This is a genomic window from Candidatus Enterococcus willemsii, assembly GCF_009933335.1.
GTDB lineage: Bacteria > Bacillota > Bacilli > Lactobacillales > Enterococcaceae > Enterococcus_F > Enterococcus_F willemsii.
Genome location: NZ_MAEL01000004.1, coordinates 1 through 19,940, shown reverse-complemented (window position 1 = coordinate 19,940; position 19,940 = coordinate 1). Strand labels below are relative to the sequence as shown.

Sequence of the window (19,940 nt, the reverse complement as noted above, 5' to 3'; positions counted from 1 at the left end):
GAATTTATCCACTCTTCAATGAGCAGATGAATGGTTTCTTTTCAACAAGTACCAACAAGTAACGACACTAGTAAAGGGCAACACAAAAGAGACACCAACGCCAGACAATAAAATAATCGACAACTCCGAAACAAATGCTTTCGAGTGAATCATCTCATGCCACGGGATACTCAAATCCTGATACCAAAATATCAAAGCAAAACTACTACTAATAAAGGCAAATAAAATCGTATTAATCGTTGAGTTTAGAATGCTTTTTACAACAGTCATACTCGATTGAAAGAGTTGTTGAAATGTTATTTCTCCATCTCTTCGATGATAAAGTTCTGCTGTAGCACTTGAAATTGCCATACTACCATCGATTAACGCACCTGAGACTCCAATAAATAGCACCGAAACACTCAGTTCAGAAAAAGCAATGGGTACATTTAAATCCATCGCAGCTAATTCTTCAATATCTTGCGGTGGAAAGCCATGAACGGATAAGCGCTGAATAAACGGAATGAACAAGACACCTAACACAAGCAAAAACAACAACATACTATAAAAGGCTGCTTTGGTTTTTTCATTCCAACCATTCACATAGGCTAAAACTATCAGGCTATTTGCCAAAATATATAATAAACTGACTCCATAGACGTGCATGCCTTTACTCAATAGATAGATAAATAGCGCGAATAAAATCAAATTCATAAATAGTCCACTAAGAATATAAAAGGAAGACTTACCCATGATTGCAAACATGCAGACAATAAACAATAAGAGCAACATACTGATAACATTCATCACGCTTTCCTCCTTCCAAAGTAAAAGAAGCCTAAGGAAATTGGAATTGATAACAAAATACCAAATCCACCACAAATGACTCGAACCGCCTCTGAACTCAATAACATGTTCATTGCTTGCATGAAATTCCAACCATTAAATAAATACACTAAAATCATGGGAATTGCGCTACTAAAATAGGAACAAATTAAGACATTAATCATCGTACCGCTAACATCTTTTCCTATTATTTGTCCAGATTGAATTAATTGCTTCAATGTGACTTGCCTATTTTGTTGCTCAATTTCTTCTAAGGTAGAAATAACGGTCACCACAGTATCCAGCGACGCACCAATTGCACCAATTAATAAACTGGCCAAAAATATCGGACGATATGGACGTGTCAATACCCCTAAATCCTCAAACCGTAATCCTTTGTCATGAAGCAAGCTCATCGTAAAATAACATATAAAATACGCAGCTAAAATCGTTACAATTGTTGCGAAAAATTTTTGCAGACTGTTCTTTTTAAAGCCATCGATTAGAAAGAGTGTCAGCCCCACCGCAAAAATCATATAGAGCATCGTTAGCGGAAGTAACGATATATCACTATGTTCTCGATAGAACCAAACCATCAAAACTAACGCAGCACTATTTAATCCTGCACTGATAAAAGTCGTTAAACCCGTCTTCCCACCAATAGCGATTAGCGTCAATAACAACAAAGTAACGATGAAGAAAACAAAACCATCTCTTTTTTTCTCAGTTACTTCTTCATTTTGAAAAAAAACTTGATTTCCCTCGACTAATTTGGTATTTTCCACTTCATTTTCTTGGTAATTCGAGAATAGTTTAATACTTTTCCCTTTCTCTCTACCATTCAATACTTCTGCTTGTATCACTTGTTTTTCTTCTTGGATAGTCACTTGTTCTATTTTTGCAATCGGTTCTTTATAAAGTACTGCACTGTATGCTTGAATACACATACTAACAATTACACAAATAAACATAGCAATTCCTGTTAAAATTATCTTTCGTCTCATAACTTCTCCTTCGTCTTTCAATAAGGATAAAACAAAAAAATGAAGAATTCAACATTAAAAAATGACTAAAATTTCTTTTAAAATAACATTTAACAAGCTTTATTATTCGTTTTCAATATTTTTTCATGCTATACTTACAAAAAAATATAATCGAGGTTTACTATGAAAACAGTTATTCGTAATCACGGACGCTATCTTTTATTCATTATTCTAGCGTCTTTTGTACTTATTCTACCCCAACTTTTGACAAAAGGAATGATTCTGGGATCTGATGCTGTTTTTCATTACAATCGTTTCTATGATACAGCAATGCAAATCAAAGAATTTAATTTTCAACATTTTGTCTCGATGTATGGCTTTCAGCAAACAGGACGGATTGTCAACGCTCTGTATGGTCCGTTATTTGCATATATCCAAGGGATTCTGATTCTACTAAGTCCGTCTTGGTTTGGCTATCAAGTACTCTCTTGTTTTTTAATCTATTTCCTTTCAGGTATCTCTATGTATACCTTCTTACAAAAAGGACAAATCCGCCACTCCTTGAGTTGTGCGGGAGCTATTTTTTATTTAACTACTTTTTCTATTCAATATTGGACGATGCGACAAGGTTTTTCTAGTTGGGGAGCAGCTCTATTACCACTTTGCTTACTACCAATAATTGACATGGCGACGAAGAAAGATTTTAATTGGTTACAGTTAAGTATATTAACTTCTCTCATGTTTCAAACGCACGTCTTTTCTAGTTTGATTCTAATTTTGATTTATATTCCCTTTTTCCTTTATGCTTGGCTTTATTCGGATAGAAAAAGCAAGTTAGTTTTACAACTCGCACAGGCAATTGGCCTGTTTCTTTTATTGACACTCGCAATCTGGATTAGTTTCTATTTTGTTTATAGTGGCAATACCATTGCAGACCCATTTATTAACTTACACATGGATCGTAGTGTCATTACTAGAAATAGTATTTATTGGGTTTTTACTCCTGGATTTTTAGGTGTTCTTTTAATCACTCAATTAATTTTTACGCCACTACTATGGAAAAAAATGTCGACATTAAATCGATTAATGACTGGGAGTATGATTTTCTTCTTAATATTGTCAACCAATATTGTGCCTTGGAAACATCTACAAGGAAAAGATATTTACATTGTCGAATTAATTCAGTTTCCTTTTCGATTCTTTGTTCCAGTAACAGTCCTACTCATCTTCTTAAGTTGCTATACCTATCAACACTATGTCCATCAATCAACGACAAAGAAACTACTTGTCACTTTACTTTTAGTCGCAAGTGTCGGACAAACGATGATGACTACTTATCATATCTTACAAAACTGGGTCGATGAGAAACAAATGATTATGACTGGGAAGAAACATCTGTTCGTTCGAACAAATGATAATCAGAAATTAAAAGCAGCCGTTCATACCCGTGATTTTTCTGAATTCTTACAGCTAGTTGAAAAATCAACCCCTGATTATCTACCCATTTATCAAGACAATCCGTTAAATAAATATAATCAATATGAAAAATATGTCTTAAATAATCCTCATAAGTTTAAAAAGACGGTTAAGAACCATCGACTAGTAGTCGAATGGGAAAGTAACACAACCGATATGCTGGATGTGCCTGTCATTAATTATGAGCGCACGGAACTTACCTTGAACGGTAAAGCTCTTCAAAAAGATGATCTTCGATTAACTAAAATCGGAACAATTCAAGTACAATCAAAAATCGGTCATAATGAATTAGTTCTTACTTACAATGGCTCCCGGCAAGTCTTGTATCCGATTATTTTCTCTTTAATTTCATGGATAATCGCACTCACATTTTTAATCAAACAAACATATAAAAAGACCAAATCAGCCTAACTGATTTGGTCTTTTCTTTATTGACGAATTAGATAGTCAAATGCACCTAGAGCTGCTGTAGCACCTGCACCCATTGAAATAATAATTTGTTTATACGCACTGTCTGTACAGTCTCCTGCAGCAAACACACCTTCTAAACTAGTCATGCCATGGTTATCAACAACAATTTCTCCACGTTCGTTTAACGCGACGTCTGATTCACGCAACCAAGAAGTATTCGGAATCAAACCTATTTGTACAAAGACACCTTCTAAAGCGATATGATGTTCTTCATTTGTCTCACGATCAACATATGAAATGCCATTCACTTGGTCAGTTCCGGTAATTTCTTTAGTTGCCGCATTTTTAATGACTGTCACATTACCTAAAGAAGCTAAACGATCTTGTAAGACTTGGTCTGCTTTTAATTCTGGTAAGAATTCTAATACGTAGACATGTTTTGCTAAACCAGCTAAGTCAATCGCTGCTTCAATACCAGAATTTCCGCCACCAATAACCGCAACATCTTTCCCTGTAAATAATGGACCATCACAGTGTGGACAATTCGTCACACCTTTGGTACGAAATTCTTCCTCACCAGGAACGTTGACGTTTCTCCAAGCAGCACCAACAGATAAAATAGCTGATTTTGCTTTTAGAACCGCACCGTTTTCTAATTCCACTTCGATTAAATCATTTTTACGAATCGCTTTTGCTCGTTGATTTTTCATAATATCTACTTGATATTGATTAATATGCTCTTCTACTTGGGCCATTAAACGCGGACCTTCTGTATAAGTCGTACCAATCATATTTTCGATACCTACTGTATCCATTACTTGACCACCGTACGTATCAACCACCATACCAGTGTTGATACCTTTACGTGCAGCATAAATTGCGGCACTATTTCCAGCAGGTCCACCACCGACAACTAAGACATCAAAGACATCTTTGTCTGCAAATTCATCTGCACTTGTTGGACCAGCTGCCAATTCAACTAATTGTTCAATTGTCGCACGGCCACTTGTAAATTCGACATCATCTAACATAACAGTTGGTACGGCCATGACTTTTTTAGCTTCCACTTCATCTTGGAACATGCCGCCTTCAATCATTGTATGCGAGATATTCGGATTTAAAACAGACATAATATTCAAGGCTTGAACAACATCCGGACAGTTATGACAAGTTAAACTAACATATGTTTCAAAATGCAAAGGTTTGTCAATCGCTTGGATACGTTTCACCACGGCAGTATCTACTTTTGGTGCACGTCCAGCAACTTGTAATAATGCAAGTATAAATGACGTAAACTCATGCCCTAACGGTAATCCGGCAAATTCAACACGACCTTCTTGTCCTGGTTGTGCTAACTTAAAGCTTGGTGTGCGTGAAAGCGTCATTGCTTCAATCGAAATTTTTGGCGACATTTCTGCAATTTCTTCTAAAAATTCTTTGACTTTGACTGAATTTTCATCTTCACCTAAGCTTGCTTGGAAGACAATATCTGATTCTAAAAGCTCCAGATATTGAGCCAATTGGCTTTTGATTTCATTATCTAATGCCATGAAAATCCTCCTTAAATTTTACCTACTAAATCTAAGCTAGGTTTTAATGTTTCTGCGCCTTCTTTCCATTTTGCAGGACAAACTTCGCCTGGATGAGTGCGTACATATTGCGCTGCACGGATTTTATCAATTAAGCTGCTTGCGTCACGACCAATACCATCTGCATTGATTTCAACGGCTTGAACAATACCATCTGGATCGATAATGAATGTACCACGTTGTGCTAATCCTTGTTCATCTAACACATCAAATCCTTGAGAAATGACATGTGATGGGTCACCAATCATGATATATTCGATTTTGCCAATAGCATCTGAATGATCATGCCATGCTTTATGTGTAAAGTGCGTATCTGTTGAAACAGAATAAACTTCAACACCTAAGCTTTTCAATGTTGCATATTGTTCTTGTAAATCTTCTAGTTCAGTTGGGCAGACAAATGTAAAATCCGCTGGGTAGAAACAAACAATGTTCCATTTTCCTTTAAAATCTTCTGATGAAACTTCGATAAATTCACCATTATGATAAGCATTTGCGTTAAATTCGACAACTTCTTTTCCGATTAATGACATAAATACAGCCTCCAATTAGAATAATTATTTGAGATTTCCCTCACTTATTAACTATATAGAAAGACTGAAATAAGGTCAATGGTTTTGATTAAACTTTTTGTGTTTCTTTTTTCTTTGTGAAAATAAAACTTGATTTTATTGTATTTTCGTCTTGTTTCATCTTAATGTGAATAAACGACACTTTTATAATGCACAGTGTTTTTTTATTCCTTCTTATCTGAAAAAGGAGTAACGATCTTATCTTCATTCTCAATTAGATATATCTATTCTCATTTAAAATAAAAAGCTAGAAATTCCGAAAAATTTCTAGCAAAGAATTATTTTGAACGTTTCAACGACTCACGAATAAAACTATCGACCATACCGGCAATAACAAAAATGATCCAACTATATTCCCAAGCATTCGTTACTGTTGACCAGAAAAAGTAGAAAAGTGCCACTAACGGCCAATAAAACTTTCGTAAGGTAATGATCAATGGTGTTGCATTCCCATAACTCGCTCTCGTCGCTCTTGTTGGTCGATGGTTATTAGAAACAAAATATTGTCCATTCGTCAATTTTTTGAAGCCATGACGAATAATGCTTGAATAAATAATTAAAAAGACACCAATGCCAATGGTTGAAAAGAACAAACTTCCTGCCATCAAACCAACATAAAACATATTACTAAAGATAATCGTCAAAGGAATAGCTAAAATACAAAAACCAATCCCCAACACTAAACCCACTCGAAAACTCTTATCATAATCTTCTAATTGAAAGAAAGCTTCACGGTAAATCTCTTTTACTAATGAACGATCTTTAAGTTTTCTCTTTTCACGAACATATTTCATTGATCCTGAAATAATAAAGCCAATTCCTAATGCTGCAAAAACAAAGAAACCTAAAATTCCCATGGCATAAATCACGCCATAAGATTCCACCATAAAAATTGAAGCCATAGAGAAAAACATCAAAAGAATACCCAATGACAACTCTAATGCAAATTTTCTCGTAGCAGCCCAGAAATCGAATGCATCATCAAGCGTTACTTGTTCTGCTGACAGATACTCTTCTTCATCGATTTCTTCTCTTTCCAATTCAAGTGCAGCTAAAATTTCATCGATGGATCCGAACTCACTAATCACTGCACCAATCGCTTCATGCTCACTCTTGCCTTCTTCAATTAACTCATAATAATGATCCTCCATAATTGCTAGCAAATCCTCTTTTGCCCTCTGCGTTTCTGCAGTAACTGGTACCGTTAGAAATAAGCTATCTAAATAGTCCTTAATAATTTTCACTTTTCAGTTCCCCCTTTTAAAAATTCATCTACAACAAATTTTGTTTGTTCCCATTCTTGGTTTTTCAACGCTAAAAATTCGTTGCCTTTATCGGTTAAATGATAATATGTTCTTTTTTTGCCATGGGTTAATTCACCAGGATAGGATTCAATTAAACCTTGTTTACCTAAGCGAGTAAATGCAGAATAAAGTGTTGTTTCTTTAATGACATATAACTCATTGGTCTTCTCACGAATTGTTTTTGAGATTTCATATCCATAGGAATCGCCTTCTTTAAGAATAGACAAAATAATCACATCATTATACCCACGAATTCCATCGCTTGTAATCATTTCATCCCTCCTTGAAATTACTCCATCTGTCGTAATAATTATATGACAATTACTACGACAGGTAAAGTAAAAGAATAAATCTTTGGTAAATTCAGTCCAAAGTCGTAGATAAAAATAAAAAAATCCTCAACCGAGGATTTTGCTTTAAATATATTTACTTGCTTCACGAATACTCAAAGGCGCCATTTGATTTTCATACGTGCGAATAAATTCACGCACCCATTCTGGATTCGTTTTTGAATAATCTCGTAAGCTCCAGCCAATTGCCTTATTAATAAAAAATTCGGTCTGATTCAAATTATTTACCAAAATGTTTGCTAATAATGTTGTATCAGTTTCGTCTTTTCGGAGTAGTTGATGATCAATCGCAATTCTTCGAAGCCAAAAATCGTCAGAGACACTCCATTCAAGCAAGATGGCCTTTACTTCCGGATAACGAAAAGCAATTTCTCCAACCAACTTATCCAAACCATCAATCGTATCCCACCATGATTTTGTCTGAGCGATTTTTTGCAAACGTGGAATATCATCCGGTACCAAATTCTTCTTTAATTGTTGCAAGTAACCAATCGCAACATATTGTAGTTCTCGATAAGGACATGCCCAACAAGCATCAACGAATGCCCAATCAATTACCTGCCCTTTAACTTGATGATAAAAGTCTTTCGTCAATGCTTTTCTCTTGGGAGTAGCAACTCCCAAAAAAGAAAACTGATTCCGCATATACGCAGCCATTTTTTCCGCCCGCTCTTCATCAGCTGCTTCTTGAAAAGAATTGAAAATTACTTCAAATGTTATCACTTGCCCACCAACTTTCTAGTATACTTTTAAATATACACTTTATTGTGACATTTTGCTTAATCAAACGTTTATTTAATGAAGGGGGGAGCTCAATGCATTCTGAGATTGAAATACTATATACACGCTATGCGCAAGAGTTATATTTTTATGCCTGTTCACTCACGAAGAACACACAAGATGCCGAGGCACTAGTCAGCGATGCTTTTTTTCAATTAGCTCTCCAAGACCCCTTTCCCGAACAAATAAAATATTGGTTATTTCGAGTGGTACGCAATAAATTTCTCGATACAACTAGACAAAACAAACGTTGGCACTGGTTGCCATTTGAAGTAACTGTTCAGAAAACAAGTGAAACGCCTGAAAGTCTGTATTTAAAATCAGAAAAGTATCATTTTTTATATCAAGCAATTGATCAATTAAATTTCCCTTATAAAGAAATAATCGTCTTCTTTTATTTTCTAAATTGGTCAACTAAAGAGATTTCCGAGTATCTTGCATTCACACCTGGACAAGTCCGAACACTGCTCTATCGCGCACGAAAAATTCTAAAGGAGGAACTCCCACATGACTGAATCTTTAAAAAAACTTTTAGAAAAAAAGCAACAACACGCCACTACCACGGAAGAAGATAAAATCATAGAAGAAAAACTCAATGAATTTTCTATCTTACAAGACCTCTATTTTGAAAAAGAAAGTGACTTCGAAGAAACTGATATTCATGACACACTAAATATAAACCAATTAAAAAAGAACTACAATCGAAAATTTTTTCATTTAGGTGTTAAAATATTTCTCAGTCTTTTAATTTTCTTTAGTTTAGGTTTCTTTGTACTTCGACCGATTCTTGAAAAATGGTACTACAATCCAACTACTACTCAAGAGGACAGTCAACTCTCGAACCACCAAGTCATGTTAGATATTTACACGCAACTCACGAATCCTCATTATATCCTAACTAATTCTATAATTGAAAAAGATGGATTTGCGCGGTATCGTGTCCAAAACACTTATCAACCTATACTGAACCAAAATAGCGTCTATGCCAAACCTGAAGTAGAAACTTATACTTTTCAATACGGTAACATCCAAATATCTGAATCTACTCCTTATTTTTCTGTTCACCCACCATTATTAAAAATGACCCTTGATAATGAAACAGCTGCTGAAAAGATAGCCGCTGACTTAAAAAAAAGGACTCTCGCAACAATCCAAGAATTACCAAAAAGTAGTCAATTGTTTTCAGTAATCTCCTTTAATCATGCTATCACTATTGATGAATTACATTCCCTTTTCTCTTCGGAAGAGACACAAAATGGATTGAAATGGGCAGCAGTTGAAATTTCTGAAGTCGGTACTGGCACCTCACTACTAGGTCTACCAATTGGTTTTTCAGCAAATCAACTTAACTTGTCAAATACAGACTACAATATCGAGCGCAATAAAGAGTACCCAGAACTTTACCCTTACTCCTTTATCGGTTCACGCGAGTCAATGACAAGTAAGAATTACGAGCAACAATTCCTATCGATGCTCGATTACAGCATCGATCATTATGAATCAGAAGTTAATCATTTATCTCACCGCTATGATAAAAAACTATTTGAAGATGCCCGAAATTATGTTCAAAAAAAAGGATTGAAAATTAACGCTATCTACTTTACCTCCAGCCCTGACGTATTAGAAGCGATTATCCAAAATAGACTTGTTTGGAACGTAGAAATTCTAGATAGTACTCTTTATCGTACGCCTTAAGCAACAAAAAATCCTCTCGACGGCAAATATCATCGAGAGGAATCTTTTTATTAGTCTAACGCTTTTTTCACATCGTCTAGCATAATCTTAACCGATTCTAAGCCAGAACCTGATAAATACCAAACTTGTGGATCTAATTCAATGACTTTATCATTTTTACCCGCATTGGTTTCTTTTACTAAGTCATTAGCTGCCAGATTATTTTTTGAATCATCGCCGCCAATGGCTTTTGTACGGTCAACCACGAAAATGATGTCGGGATTTTTTTCTAAAACATATTCATAGGAAACATTTTGCCCATGCGTTGATACTTCAATATTTTCATCTGCTTGTGCAAAACCAAAAGCATCATGGATAATGCCAAAGCGAGAACCTAAACCATAAGCTGATAAACTACCTTCATTAACTAACAATGTTAAAGCTTTTTCGCCAGAGTCGGCTGCTTTGGCTTTTACTTCATCGATAGATTGACCTAAGTCAGCTAACTGTGTAGCCGCTTCTTCCTGTTTGCCAAAAATCTCTGCCAGTAATTTTACATTTGTTTGAATGGAATTCCAAGTATCTTTACCATCTACACTCAAGAAAATCGTCGGTGCAATTGCACTTAAGTCTTTTTCAAAATCTAATTGACGACCAGAAATAATAATCAAATCTGGTTGAAGTTGATTAATTTTTTCTAAATCTGGTTCTTTAATCCCACCAGCTGATTCAACCTCTTTATAATCAGCTAAATAATCCGGCATACTGTCGGTTGCTGCACCAATGACTGCATCTCCCACACCTAACGCATCCATTGTATCTAACGCACTGTTGTCAAAGACGACAACTTTACTTGGATTGTAAGGTACTGTAATCTCATCGCCATTTGAATCTTTGACAGTAACTTCTTTCGGCGTAGCAGTTGAGCTTGCTGTTGTACTATCTGTACTTGCTGTGTCATTGCCACCACATGCAGCCAATGTCAATGTAGCTGCTAACATAATAAATCCACTGATGAATTTTTTCATCTATCTTTCCCCCTATTAACTGAAGTACATGCAGAAGCGTTTTCCCTCAACTTCACATATACGTATATTCATTCCATATAATTTATTTAGGATTTCTGGTTGAATAATCTCATCCGTTGGTCCTTTGGCAAAAATCTCCCCGTTTTTCATCGCGACAATATGATCCGCAAAACCAGCTGCAAAGTTGATGTCATGCAAAACAATCAAGACCGTCTTATTTTGCTCTTCAACCAATTTTTTTAATAAATGCATCATTTGATTGGCATGATTCATATCTAAGTTATTCAACGGTTCATCTAATAGCACATATTCCGTATCTTGTGCCAAAATCATCGCAATATACACACGCTGTAATTGACCACCCGATAAGGAATGAATTGACTCATTGACCATTTCTTGTAGTTCCATTTGATTAATTGCTTGATCAATCAATGCTTCATCCTCTGCTGTTAAACGACCACGATTATATGGAAAGCGACCAAAAGAAACCAATTCACGAACCGTAATATTCAATTGAATTGTGTTACTTTGCTTCAAAATAGCTAACTTCTTCGCCAGTTCTTTAGATTTCCAACTCCGGACTTCTTCTCGGTCAAGGAAAATATCCCCACTCGATTGTGGTTGTAAACGACTGACAAGCGAAAGAAAGGTACTTTTTCCTGCACCATTTGGACCGATAAAAGCAATTAACTGCCCTCTTGGTATCTCTAAATCCACATGTTGAAGAACGGTTTTATTCTCATATTTTTTTGAAATATCTTGTGCTTCAATCATCCTTTTTTCCTTTCCGATAGAATTTTTCCAAGGAAGAAAATTCCCCCAGCAAATTGAATCACAATACTAATCGTCGTATTCCATTGGAAAACTTGTTCCACTAGAAATTGCCCGCCAACTAATAAAATAATTCCTAATAAAAAACTACCAATAAATAATTTTTTGTGTTGATAAGTTGCAAATAAGCGATAACTAATCGTTGCAACAATAAATCCTAAGAAGATTGTCGGACCAACTAAAGCCGTTGCTGTTCCTGTCAGTAAAGCAATACAAAATAGACACAGCGTTTGTAATTTATTTACAGCAATTCCCAGATTCACAGCATGGTCTCTACCAATATGCATAATATCTAATTCAGGTGAAACGTACCATAGAATACCCACGGAAATAAAAATAATCCCTGCTGCAACTAGCAAATGTTGGACATTCACATTACTAAAACTAGCAAACAAACGACCTTGTAATAAGTCATACTCATTTGGATCCATCAACACTTGAACAAAGGTGCTAATACTTGAAAAAAGCGTGCCGGAAATCATTCCTACCATTAAAAGTAAAAATAAATTCCCTGTCACTTTATCCATAAAAAATGAGATAAATAAGACGCTCAAGACAGTCATCGCAGCAATGTTCGCTCCAAACATCCAAATTGATTCTTGCGAGAGCATTGTCACACCACCCACAAAAAAGAATAGCAATGTTTGAATTAAGATATATAGATTATCCAGTCCTAAAATACCTGGCGTTAAAAACTGGTTGCGGGTAATCGTTTGAAAGGCAATTGTACTCACCGACGTTGCCAACGAAACAAATAAGAATGCTAAGATTTTTTTGCCCCGAAGTTTGAGTGCGAATTCCCAATTTCCGTACGTATTATACGTCAAATAGAGCAAAATAATGGCAATACTTATAAGTAACAACAAACCAATTTTCATCATAAAATGATTTGATTTCATCCTTTTCTCCTCCTAACTAGCAAGAATAAGAAAAGTCCGCCACCAATCATTCCCACCACAACACTGACTGGAATCTCATACGGGGCAATCAACACACGTGATAAAATATCACAGATTAGCATAAATACACTACCAAAGATAACCGTTATGCTCATCGTGTTTTTCAAATGATCCCCATAAAATAGTGAAACAAGATTAGGTACAACCACACCTAGGAAAGGAATATTCCCAACCATAATTAGCACAGAGCTACTACCTAGCGCAACAAGTGCAAAAACAATAAATTGTAACAATTGATAGTTCATTCCTAAGCTGGTTGACAGCTCTTCTCCTAGCCCAGCAACAGTCATTTGATACGCTAATAAGTACAAAATGATAAACACAGGCACCGTCACATAAATCAGTTCATAATTTCCTTCCATAACAGTCGAAAAGTTCCCCTGTAACCACGAAGATAAATTTTGGACTAATTGAAATTGATAGGCAAAAAACGAAGCGACTGCGCCAATAATATTTCCAAACATTACCCCTGTTAATGGCAGAATCATTGGATCACCTTTCGGTAAAATTCGACTTAAACTTAAAAAGAATAAGACACCAATATAAGCAAAAATAAAGGCCACTCCTGCCCGTAAGAGTGTTGAGCTATTCGGAAACAATAACATCACTAGTAAAATACCCAATCGAGCACTATCCATCATCCCGATTGTCCCAGCAGAAACAAACTTATTTTGCATTAAGTGCTGCATAATCTTCCCGCAGACACTCAGCATTCCCCCTGCCAGAATCAAACTAATTGTTCGAGGTACTCTTGTTTTTACTAACAACAGCCACTGCAATTCATCTCCTTGCATCAAACCGGAGACAGAAACATCGTGAACACCTACAAAAAGTGACAACCAAGCAAGAAGAAGTACAAAAAGAATTAACCAAACTTTTTTCATAACAAACTCCTCACGTTACAATTGAGAACGATTCTCATTCTCGTACTTAGTTTATTAGAAAACAAAGAAAATTACAATCTTTTTTTGACTAAATTGACAGAAAAATCCTACAAAAGTTCGCTTTCAATGAATTTTTCGCTAAACAATGCAAAAAAGAGCAGCAAAACGCTACTCTTGATTGATAACACCTTTCATTGCTAAATCGTTTAAAAAATGCAAAGGCATTGATAATTTCGGATTAAAGTAAAAATCCATGGTTACTAGTTGATGTAACGTGGCTTCCATTGTGACCAAAGCAGATAGCGTGTTGATAATCTCCAATGAATGCTTTGAACTGCTCATCAGCTGTCCGCCCATTAATTGTTTGGAATCGACATCATACACTAATTTAAGCGTCAGTTCGAATGGTTCATCATCAAACAAAGCTTTTCGATGATAACTTTTGGTAACAGAAGACACATTAAACCCATAATAAGGCGCTTCTTCTTCATTAATACCACAACTTGCCAAATACGTATCAAAGAGCTCACTAACAATCGTCCGTTGAACTTTTGGAAAAGGTATTTTTTCATTGAGCAAAATATTCGATGCCGCAATCATTCCTGTTCGATAAGCATTCGTGACCAAAGGAATATAAATAGGCATTGCTGAATGATTGAAATGCACAGAAACCAAATCTCCCACTGCATAAATGAATGGATCTGAGGTTTCTAAATATTCATTCGTTACAATCGTTCCATCCATATTAATCTCCAAGCAATCAGAGACTAATTCGCAATTCGGACGAGGATTAATCGCATAGAATGCTTCATCCACCACTAATTCTTGCCCATTAGCTAAACTAATTTTTTTCTGTTCCTGCTCTTCTATCTCTTGCACATTACTGTTTAACAGCACGTGAACATTTTCTGGTATTTTTTGCATCAAAACATCCGAAATTTCTTCATCAAAATAACGAAATAAGATACTATCCATGCGGTCAATTAAAAAAATCTCTTTGCCTAATCGACTTAAGGACTCTGCTAATTCAAAACCAATTAAGCCTGCACCAATAATGGCTACACTATTTGCTTGCGTTAATGTCTCTAGCGCTTCTTTTGACTGTGTGAGTGTTTTAAAATTTGTAATCGTCTCTTCTGCACTTGCCGAAAAATCTGTGCTGTATTGACTCGATCCCATTGCTAAAATTAAATAATCGTAGCCCATCGAATCCACAGTATCTCCTTCTACCAATGTCATAAAATCGATTGTTCGTTCTTTTTCATCAATTGCTACAACACGGGTATTCAATAATACATTGATTTGTTCTGACAACAGTTGACTTGCTGTTACGGTTCGAGCATCTTCTAACTTATCAATAAATCCTTCCAGATAGAGATTCAAACTGCTGCCGATATAACCTAATACATTCGATTGTTCAATAATGATGACTTCAACCATGTCATCGATCTTCTTTAAATGTCTCGCTGCAGCAATTCCTGCATGAGAACCACCAATGATTATGACTCGCACAATCTCCCCCCTAATCTAAAAGTTGTTGAATGGCATTCTTTAGCCTATTTATTTCAAACATGGATAACTGTCCACTCAATAAAAATAATTCTTGAAATGAAAACTGTGTGATATCCGTAAATTCTGATGCAACTAATAAGGAATACTCCCGCTTTTTCGCACGTTTAATCGTTACATTCGGAATACCTGCTAAATGTTGATGAAGAAATTGATAAATCTCTTCCGATTGTAACGAATTATCCAATGCAACGCCAACATACAATTCTTTTTGTTGACGACGCTGATAAACATCAAGAACTAAACCATATGCTTGATCTAACATATGCCATTGCGAATCAGACACTTTTTTAGATAAGCTCGACTCCACAATAGTCATACAAGTGGACATTTTTTCTGGATATTGATCTGATAATAAGAGTAAATCATTCTCTTGCGTATCAATCCAGCCTTTAAAATAAGCTAATTTAATATGTCGTTCTAATAAAAAAGCTTGAAATGACTCTAAATCATCTGTTGTTCCCACAATTGTTTCATAAATTTGTTGATTAACATTCACTAATTCTGACACAATTGGCGAATCTTCTAGCCACGTATCTGTTAATAAAACAAATCCTTCTGATAAGAAAAATAAGTAAAAAAAGACCGCTTCTTCTTCCGACCAAGGAAAAGCAAATCGACTTAAATATCGAGCCAAAATATTTTTTAATTCTTGATAAAAGGTATCTTGTTCAATTAATTGGATTGTTTTTTTCTCAAAATACAAGCGCTGTTCACCACGATAATCTAGCCGTTTTTGCATAATTCCTAACCACAGCGCCAATTGCCAATACCGTTGATTCGTAAATTTCAAATGAAGTTGCTTTTCCATTACTTGAATCAGATGACGAATAGTTGAGTTCTTAAATTGTTTTTGCAATACCTCAAAAGGTAAGCTAGTTTCAAAGAAATGATAAAAAAAGACCCGAATTTGCTTTTCTTCTCCAACTATCTTTTTATTACGAAACTGGATATCATATTCATTAAGTAATTCATTGATTGATTTCAATCTTCTAAAAATTGACGCTTCGCTTACTTGTAAATGCATTGCCATTTTCGTAATTGAAACTTCTTTATTCTGAAAAATGAAACATAAAATTTGATAATCTAAAGCCTGCTCTAAATAAGAATATATAAATTTTTTAACAGGAAATTGATTTCCTAATTCTAAGGTTAACGAATCATCTTCCAAACGAATAAGTTCAGCACCGGGCTGAAAGAGACTTAAAGCTGATTGTAACGCACGAATCTCTTTTTGCAAAGTTGGAAAAGAAACGTCCATTTCATTTTCCAAGGTTTTAATAGATACTGAATGTTTACTAATTAAAATTTTGTGAAAAATAGCTAACTGGACTTGCTGATGTTTATCCATTAAATCAGTTAACTTCATGTAGTCACCTCTATTCTATTGCACCTCATTATAACGATAGTATCCATTTTTCATTTGTGTCACGTAATTTTCTTGACTCCAAACACCTAGTTTTTCTTTTTGGGCAACTTCCTGTGCAGTCAATAATTGATCGACAAAGCTGTCACCGCCTTTGTTCACATAACGTACAATACCTAAGCCCTCTTTTAATAATTCTTCTTGTAATGAATTTTCACCCACATAAACGTAAGCTAACAAACGTCCATAATTATCGGCAACGTCCCCTTTATCAAAAACAAGTGACACATCACCTTTAGCTAACTGTTCTTTGGTAAACTCACTGGCTTCTTTTCCAAAAGGTTGAACAGACATCCCTTTTTTGACACTCTCTGGAGTATCCACCATTAATAAGCGGAGTTTGTATTCTTTATCTGTGTAAAAAGCAAACGTATCACCATCAACACTTCGCAAAGACGATACAGCTATTTTTTCAAACCGCGGCGGGTCCGTTAAATCGACTTCCTCAACTGAATGCTGTTTTTCGACTATCTGTTCTTGATTCGTTGTCGCAGTTTGATCGCTAGTATCTAACCATTGCCAGACACCTACAATAGCGACAACTAAAACTGTTAAAAAACTAGTTACTTTCTTACGCATTTGCTACTTTCTCTCCTTGGTTATTATCAGTAATTCAAAGACAATTTCTGTCCGATTTAATCGTTCATCTGTTTTAAAGTGTTTCGCTACCATTTTTTCAAGTTCATTTTCAGATATATCCATCTCAAAATAGTCTTTAAAAAAACTTTTGCTAATCACTTCTTCCGTAAAATATTGAAATCTCTGTACTTCAAATGGCACACCAAGCCACTCTTTGTACTTAGACATCAAGGTATCTCTATTTTCTTCATAAGGTGAAAATAGCTCATCTTGCTCTTTTATCATACGTAAAATACATGCTGTTTTTCGAGTAATTCGAAGAAGCTCATTTAGTTCTTCTTTCGAATCTAAAGCTGGATTCATCGCTGTAAATACAACATCGTACTGTTCATTTTGCGTTTGTTCAAAAAATTCTTTTTGAGCCATTTCCAGTAAATGCAATTGTCTAAACGAATGTTGTTTTGCTGCAATATGAAGCATTTCTTTTGAAAAATCAACAAGTAGATACGTTTGAGTAAAAGGAATAACCTCTGCTACATATCTTCCACACCCACCAGCTAAATCAACAAAGGTATTGGTCGGTAAGATTTCTTTTTCAACTAAGAAAGTTGCTACATCTTTAGCAATTGTTACTTGTGATTCAGATTGAATTTCTGCATATTCTTCCGCAAACTCATTCCAAAATTGAATTTCTTCGTTCATATTCTCTCCTTAAAAAAAGTCTGGAATCATCATCCAGACTTTTTTTTAGTTACGTACGATTAAAGGCACTAAGAAAGGATAATGTGTAAAGAAATCTAAGATTGAACGACGACGATTATTTGAATCGACAAATAAATGTGTCCGTCCGTTTTCAGAACGAATATAAACATTCTGTTCTTGATTTAACTTCACTTGATAATGGTCTGTTCCTAGCTTCTCAAAATCGTATTCTTCTGACTCCATCGTTGTAATAAAAATATTGTCTAAAATTTTTGTCTCTAGTGGAAGCTCACTCTCTAAGTCCACGGTTAAGGCTTGCGTATTGTCTAGTAAGCTTGGGGCAACAGAAAAACCTAATTCTTTAAACCATGATAACAATTGATTCAAATCATAATTGATTAATGATAATTGAGTACGAGAAAAGATTTTTTCTGTATGCCATAAATGAATTAACTCTAGCACTTGTTTCTCATCAACTTCAACCGTCATTTCTACAGGTTTGACAAGAATCAACGGCATAAAGCTCGCGTCAAAGCGAACGTCCACAACGTCCATTTTAAAGTTCAGTTCTAAATCACGATTTTCATCAAGTTGATAAGCAATTAAGAAATGTCTGCTTTCCCATGTATTGTAGACTTCTGCTTGTTCCAATCCAACTTCTTTCAGTGGTTTTAACAATTCATAAGAAAAATAATCCAATAAATTCGTTTTGGCAATTGTTGAAATCGGTGCATTTGTTGTGATTAATCGGCGGTATTCTTTTAAAAGCTCTGAAAAATCTGCTTCTAATAACGCTTTACGCAAACGCAAATCAGCTAATTCTTCTTCTGCTGAAGCAATCCATTGCACAATTTCTTCATGATCTCTTTCTTTCATATCATAATAGTAATCAATTTGATTCACTTCCGTTGTTTCAACCACTTCGGCTTCTACTTTTTCTTCACTCATTGTCAATGGCTCCTTTCTCTGGCGCTAAGTATGTCTTTAAGAAGTCATTTAGTTGTTGACCCATTGATTCAATGGAACCAAAATACTTATTAATCAAGCGGAATTCTTTCGCTACTACAGCACGTTTTAAACGTGTTTCTTGATAACTTTGCATCAATTGATCTTTTTGTCGATTCGTTTGTTCTTTATTTTCAATAAACGGTAACCATTTATCTCGCTTTTTCTTTAATTCGATTTCTTTCTTCTCGATACTTTCTAAATCTTCCTCAATTTTAGTTCGATTGAAAAAGCTTTTATTATTATGAATTGCTGCTTTTTGATTTTCAATTTCTTTTAATTCTTTTTGAACTGCTGCTAATTCCATTTCAGCAGCAATAAAATTCGCATCAAGATTATCAATTTCTTTTTCAATCGCATCAAGTGCTTCTCGATTATCTGGTTGAAAATGATGCCATTCTTCATCAATTTGTGGCAGTACAAAAATTTCAGGAATGCTTGCATCAAAACCAATGGTGATTCGTTCTCGATAGTAACTACTTATTTTATAGTAATGGATTGTATGCGAAATTTTCTCTACATGTTGCATAAATGGAAATGCCGCAACAAAATTATCATGTAGTTTTTTAGATAATAATTCATCGATTTCATGATTTTGATTCGATGTCTCTTTTAATTCTTTGTGTAATCTTCCCTTATAAATACGGTAAATTTCAGGAATATCTTCTTTTTCGATAGCTTCTTCAAATGCATGTAAATCTTTTAACATTGAACCTATGTTTTTTGAAGCTACTTCTTTTATTTCTTCAAAGTTAGCACCCAAATTGGAAGTTTCTTCATATTGATTTTCTTGGTGTAAATCTTCTGACATAGCAATGCCCCCCTCTAACTTTCTCTCTTATAGTTTATCATTTTTAAGCAGAAAAAGTAGCCAAAATCTCTTTTATTTGAACTTCTTTTAGTATTTTTTTAACGAAATAACAGGATTTTATTATCAGAACAATTAAATAAGAAACAAATTCAAAACAGATAGGGTAATTATTTGAAAGAATACAACAAAAAAAGACTCGATAA

General features: G+C 34.9%; 20 protein-coding genes. 3 read left to right on the top strand and 17 right to left on the bottom strand.

The genetic code is table 11. From position 1 onward, the window contains the following. Positions 1–15: 15 nt before the first annotated feature. Complete coding sequence (locus BAU17_RS00825) at positions 16–786, bottom strand: YibE/F family protein (RefSeq protein ID WP_161900915.1); 771 nt, start codon at positions 784–786, stop codon at positions 16–18. Further along, entirely contained in the window at positions 786–1,808 is a 1,023-nt protein-coding gene (locus tag BAU17_RS00820) for a YibE/F family protein (RefSeq protein ID WP_161900914.1), read from the bottom strand. Before BAU17_RS00820 ends, BAU17_RS00825 begins: the two co-directional genes overlap by 1 nt. Before the next feature lie 162 nt (positions 1,809–1,970). Here BAU17_RS00820 and BAU17_RS00815 point away from each other — a divergent pair, with 162 nt between their 5' ends. Beyond that, positions 1,971–3,674 (top strand): hypothetical protein, encoded by a 1,704-nt coding sequence (locus BAU17_RS00815; RefSeq protein ID WP_161900913.1) that lies wholly within the window; start codon positions 1,971–1,973, stop codon positions 3,672–3,674. A gap of 17 nt (positions 3,675–3,691) precedes the next feature. Here the strand turns inward: BAU17_RS00815 and ahpF are convergent, their stop codons facing one another. From ahpF to BAU17_RS00790, 5 genes are all read right to left on the bottom strand, one after another. After that, positions 3,692–5,224, bottom strand: a complete 1,533-nt coding sequence (gene ahpF / locus BAU17_RS00810; RefSeq protein WP_161900912.1) for an alkyl hydroperoxide reductase subunit F — start codon at positions 5,222–5,224, stop codon at positions 3,692–3,694. Positions 5,225–5,235: 11 nt separating this feature from the next. Further along, the gene (gene ahpC / locus BAU17_RS00805; RefSeq protein WP_161900911.1) at positions 5,236–5,796 is read right to left on the bottom strand and encodes an alkyl hydroperoxide reductase subunit C; all 561 of its coding nucleotides are present in this window, start codon (positions 5,794–5,796) and stop codon (positions 5,236–5,238) included. Positions 5,797–6,113: 317 nt separating this feature from the next. Then, the gene (locus BAU17_RS00800; protein ID WP_161900910.1) at positions 6,114–7,079 is read right to left on the bottom strand and encodes a permease prefix domain 1-containing protein; all 966 of its coding nucleotides are present in this window, start codon (positions 7,077–7,079) and stop codon (positions 6,114–6,116) included. Continuing rightward, positions 7,076–7,411 carry a PadR family transcriptional regulator gene (locus tag BAU17_RS00795; RefSeq protein ID WP_161900909.1) on the bottom strand — a complete coding sequence of 112 codons (336 nt, stop codon included), beginning with the start codon at positions 7,409–7,411 and terminating at the stop codon, positions 7,076–7,078. The genes BAU17_RS00800 and BAU17_RS00795 overlap by 4 nt, the downstream gene beginning before the upstream one ends. A 144-nt stretch (positions 7,412–7,555) precedes the next feature. Next, positions 7,556–8,209 (bottom strand): DNA alkylation repair protein, encoded by a 654-nt coding sequence (locus BAU17_RS00790; RefSeq protein WP_161900955.1) that lies wholly within the window; start codon positions 8,207–8,209, stop codon positions 7,556–7,558. Between the two features lie 95 nt (positions 8,210–8,304). On the opposite strand from BAU17_RS00790, the gene BAU17_RS00785 reads away from it, so the two are divergent. Together BAU17_RS00785 and BAU17_RS00780 are read left to right on the top strand one after the other, a co-directional pair. Then, complete coding sequence (locus BAU17_RS00785) at positions 8,305–8,784, top strand: RNA polymerase sigma factor (RefSeq protein WP_161900908.1); 480 nt, start codon at positions 8,305–8,307, stop codon at positions 8,782–8,784. Then, the gene (locus BAU17_RS00780) at positions 8,777–9,964 is read left to right on the top strand and encodes an anti sigma factor C-terminal domain-containing protein (protein WP_161900907.1); all 1,188 of its coding nucleotides are present in this window, start codon (positions 8,777–8,779) and stop codon (positions 9,962–9,964) included. The genes BAU17_RS00785 and BAU17_RS00780 overlap by 8 nt, the downstream gene beginning before the upstream one ends. A gap of 50 nt (positions 9,965–10,014) precedes the next feature. Here BAU17_RS00780 and BAU17_RS00775 read toward each other — a convergent pair whose 3' ends face one another. From BAU17_RS00775 to BAU17_RS00730, 10 genes are all read right to left on the bottom strand, one after another. Continuing rightward, positions 10,015–10,971, bottom strand: a complete 957-nt coding sequence (locus BAU17_RS00775; RefSeq protein ID WP_161900906.1) for a siderophore ABC transporter substrate-binding protein — start codon at positions 10,969–10,971, stop codon at positions 10,015–10,017. 15 nt (positions 10,972–10,986) lie between these two features. Then, positions 10,987–11,745: an iron ABC transporter ATP-binding protein gene (locus tag BAU17_RS00770; protein WP_161900905.1), complete on the bottom strand. Its 759-nt coding sequence runs from the start codon at positions 11,743–11,745 to the stop codon at positions 10,987–10,989. Next, positions 11,742–12,701 carry an iron chelate uptake ABC transporter family permease subunit gene (locus tag BAU17_RS00765; RefSeq protein WP_161900904.1) on the bottom strand — a complete coding sequence of 320 codons (960 nt, stop codon included), beginning with the start codon at positions 12,699–12,701 and terminating at the stop codon, positions 11,742–11,744. The genes BAU17_RS00770 and BAU17_RS00765 overlap by 4 nt, the downstream gene beginning before the upstream one ends. Next, positions 12,698–13,645: an ABC transporter permease gene (locus BAU17_RS00760; RefSeq protein ID WP_161900903.1), complete on the bottom strand. Its 948-nt coding sequence runs from the start codon at positions 13,643–13,645 to the stop codon at positions 12,698–12,700. The genes BAU17_RS00765 and BAU17_RS00760 overlap by 4 nt, the downstream gene beginning before the upstream one ends. A 168-nt stretch (positions 13,646–13,813) precedes the next feature. After that, positions 13,814–15,157 (bottom strand): FAD-dependent oxidoreductase, encoded by a 1,344-nt coding sequence (locus BAU17_RS00755; RefSeq protein WP_161900902.1) that lies wholly within the window; start codon positions 15,155–15,157, stop codon positions 13,814–13,816. Positions 15,158–15,167: 10 nt separating this feature from the next. After that, positions 15,168–16,583, bottom strand: coding sequence for an AcpB/EbpR/MafR family transcriptional regulator (locus BAU17_RS00750; RefSeq protein WP_161900901.1), 1,416 nt, complete (start codon positions 16,581–16,583; stop codon positions 15,168–15,170). A gap of 15 nt (positions 16,584–16,598) precedes the next feature. Next, positions 16,599–17,219, bottom strand: a complete 621-nt coding sequence (locus tag BAU17_RS00745) for a thermonuclease family protein (RefSeq protein WP_161900900.1) — start codon at positions 17,217–17,219, stop codon at positions 16,599–16,601. Between the two features lie 3 nt (positions 17,220–17,222). Then, positions 17,223–17,921, bottom strand: a complete 699-nt coding sequence (locus BAU17_RS00740) for a class I SAM-dependent methyltransferase (RefSeq protein WP_161900899.1) — start codon at positions 17,919–17,921, stop codon at positions 17,223–17,225. 45 nt (positions 17,922–17,966) lie between these two features. Next, entirely contained in the window at positions 17,967–18,869 is a 903-nt protein-coding gene (locus BAU17_RS00735; RefSeq protein ID WP_161900898.1) for a hypothetical protein, read from the bottom strand. Next, positions 18,862–19,737 (bottom strand): viral A-type inclusion protein, encoded by an 876-nt coding sequence (locus tag BAU17_RS00730; RefSeq protein WP_161900897.1) that lies wholly within the window; start codon positions 19,735–19,737, stop codon positions 18,862–18,864. Before BAU17_RS00730 ends, BAU17_RS00735 begins: the two co-directional genes overlap by 8 nt. Positions 19,738–19,940 lie beyond the last annotated feature (203 nt).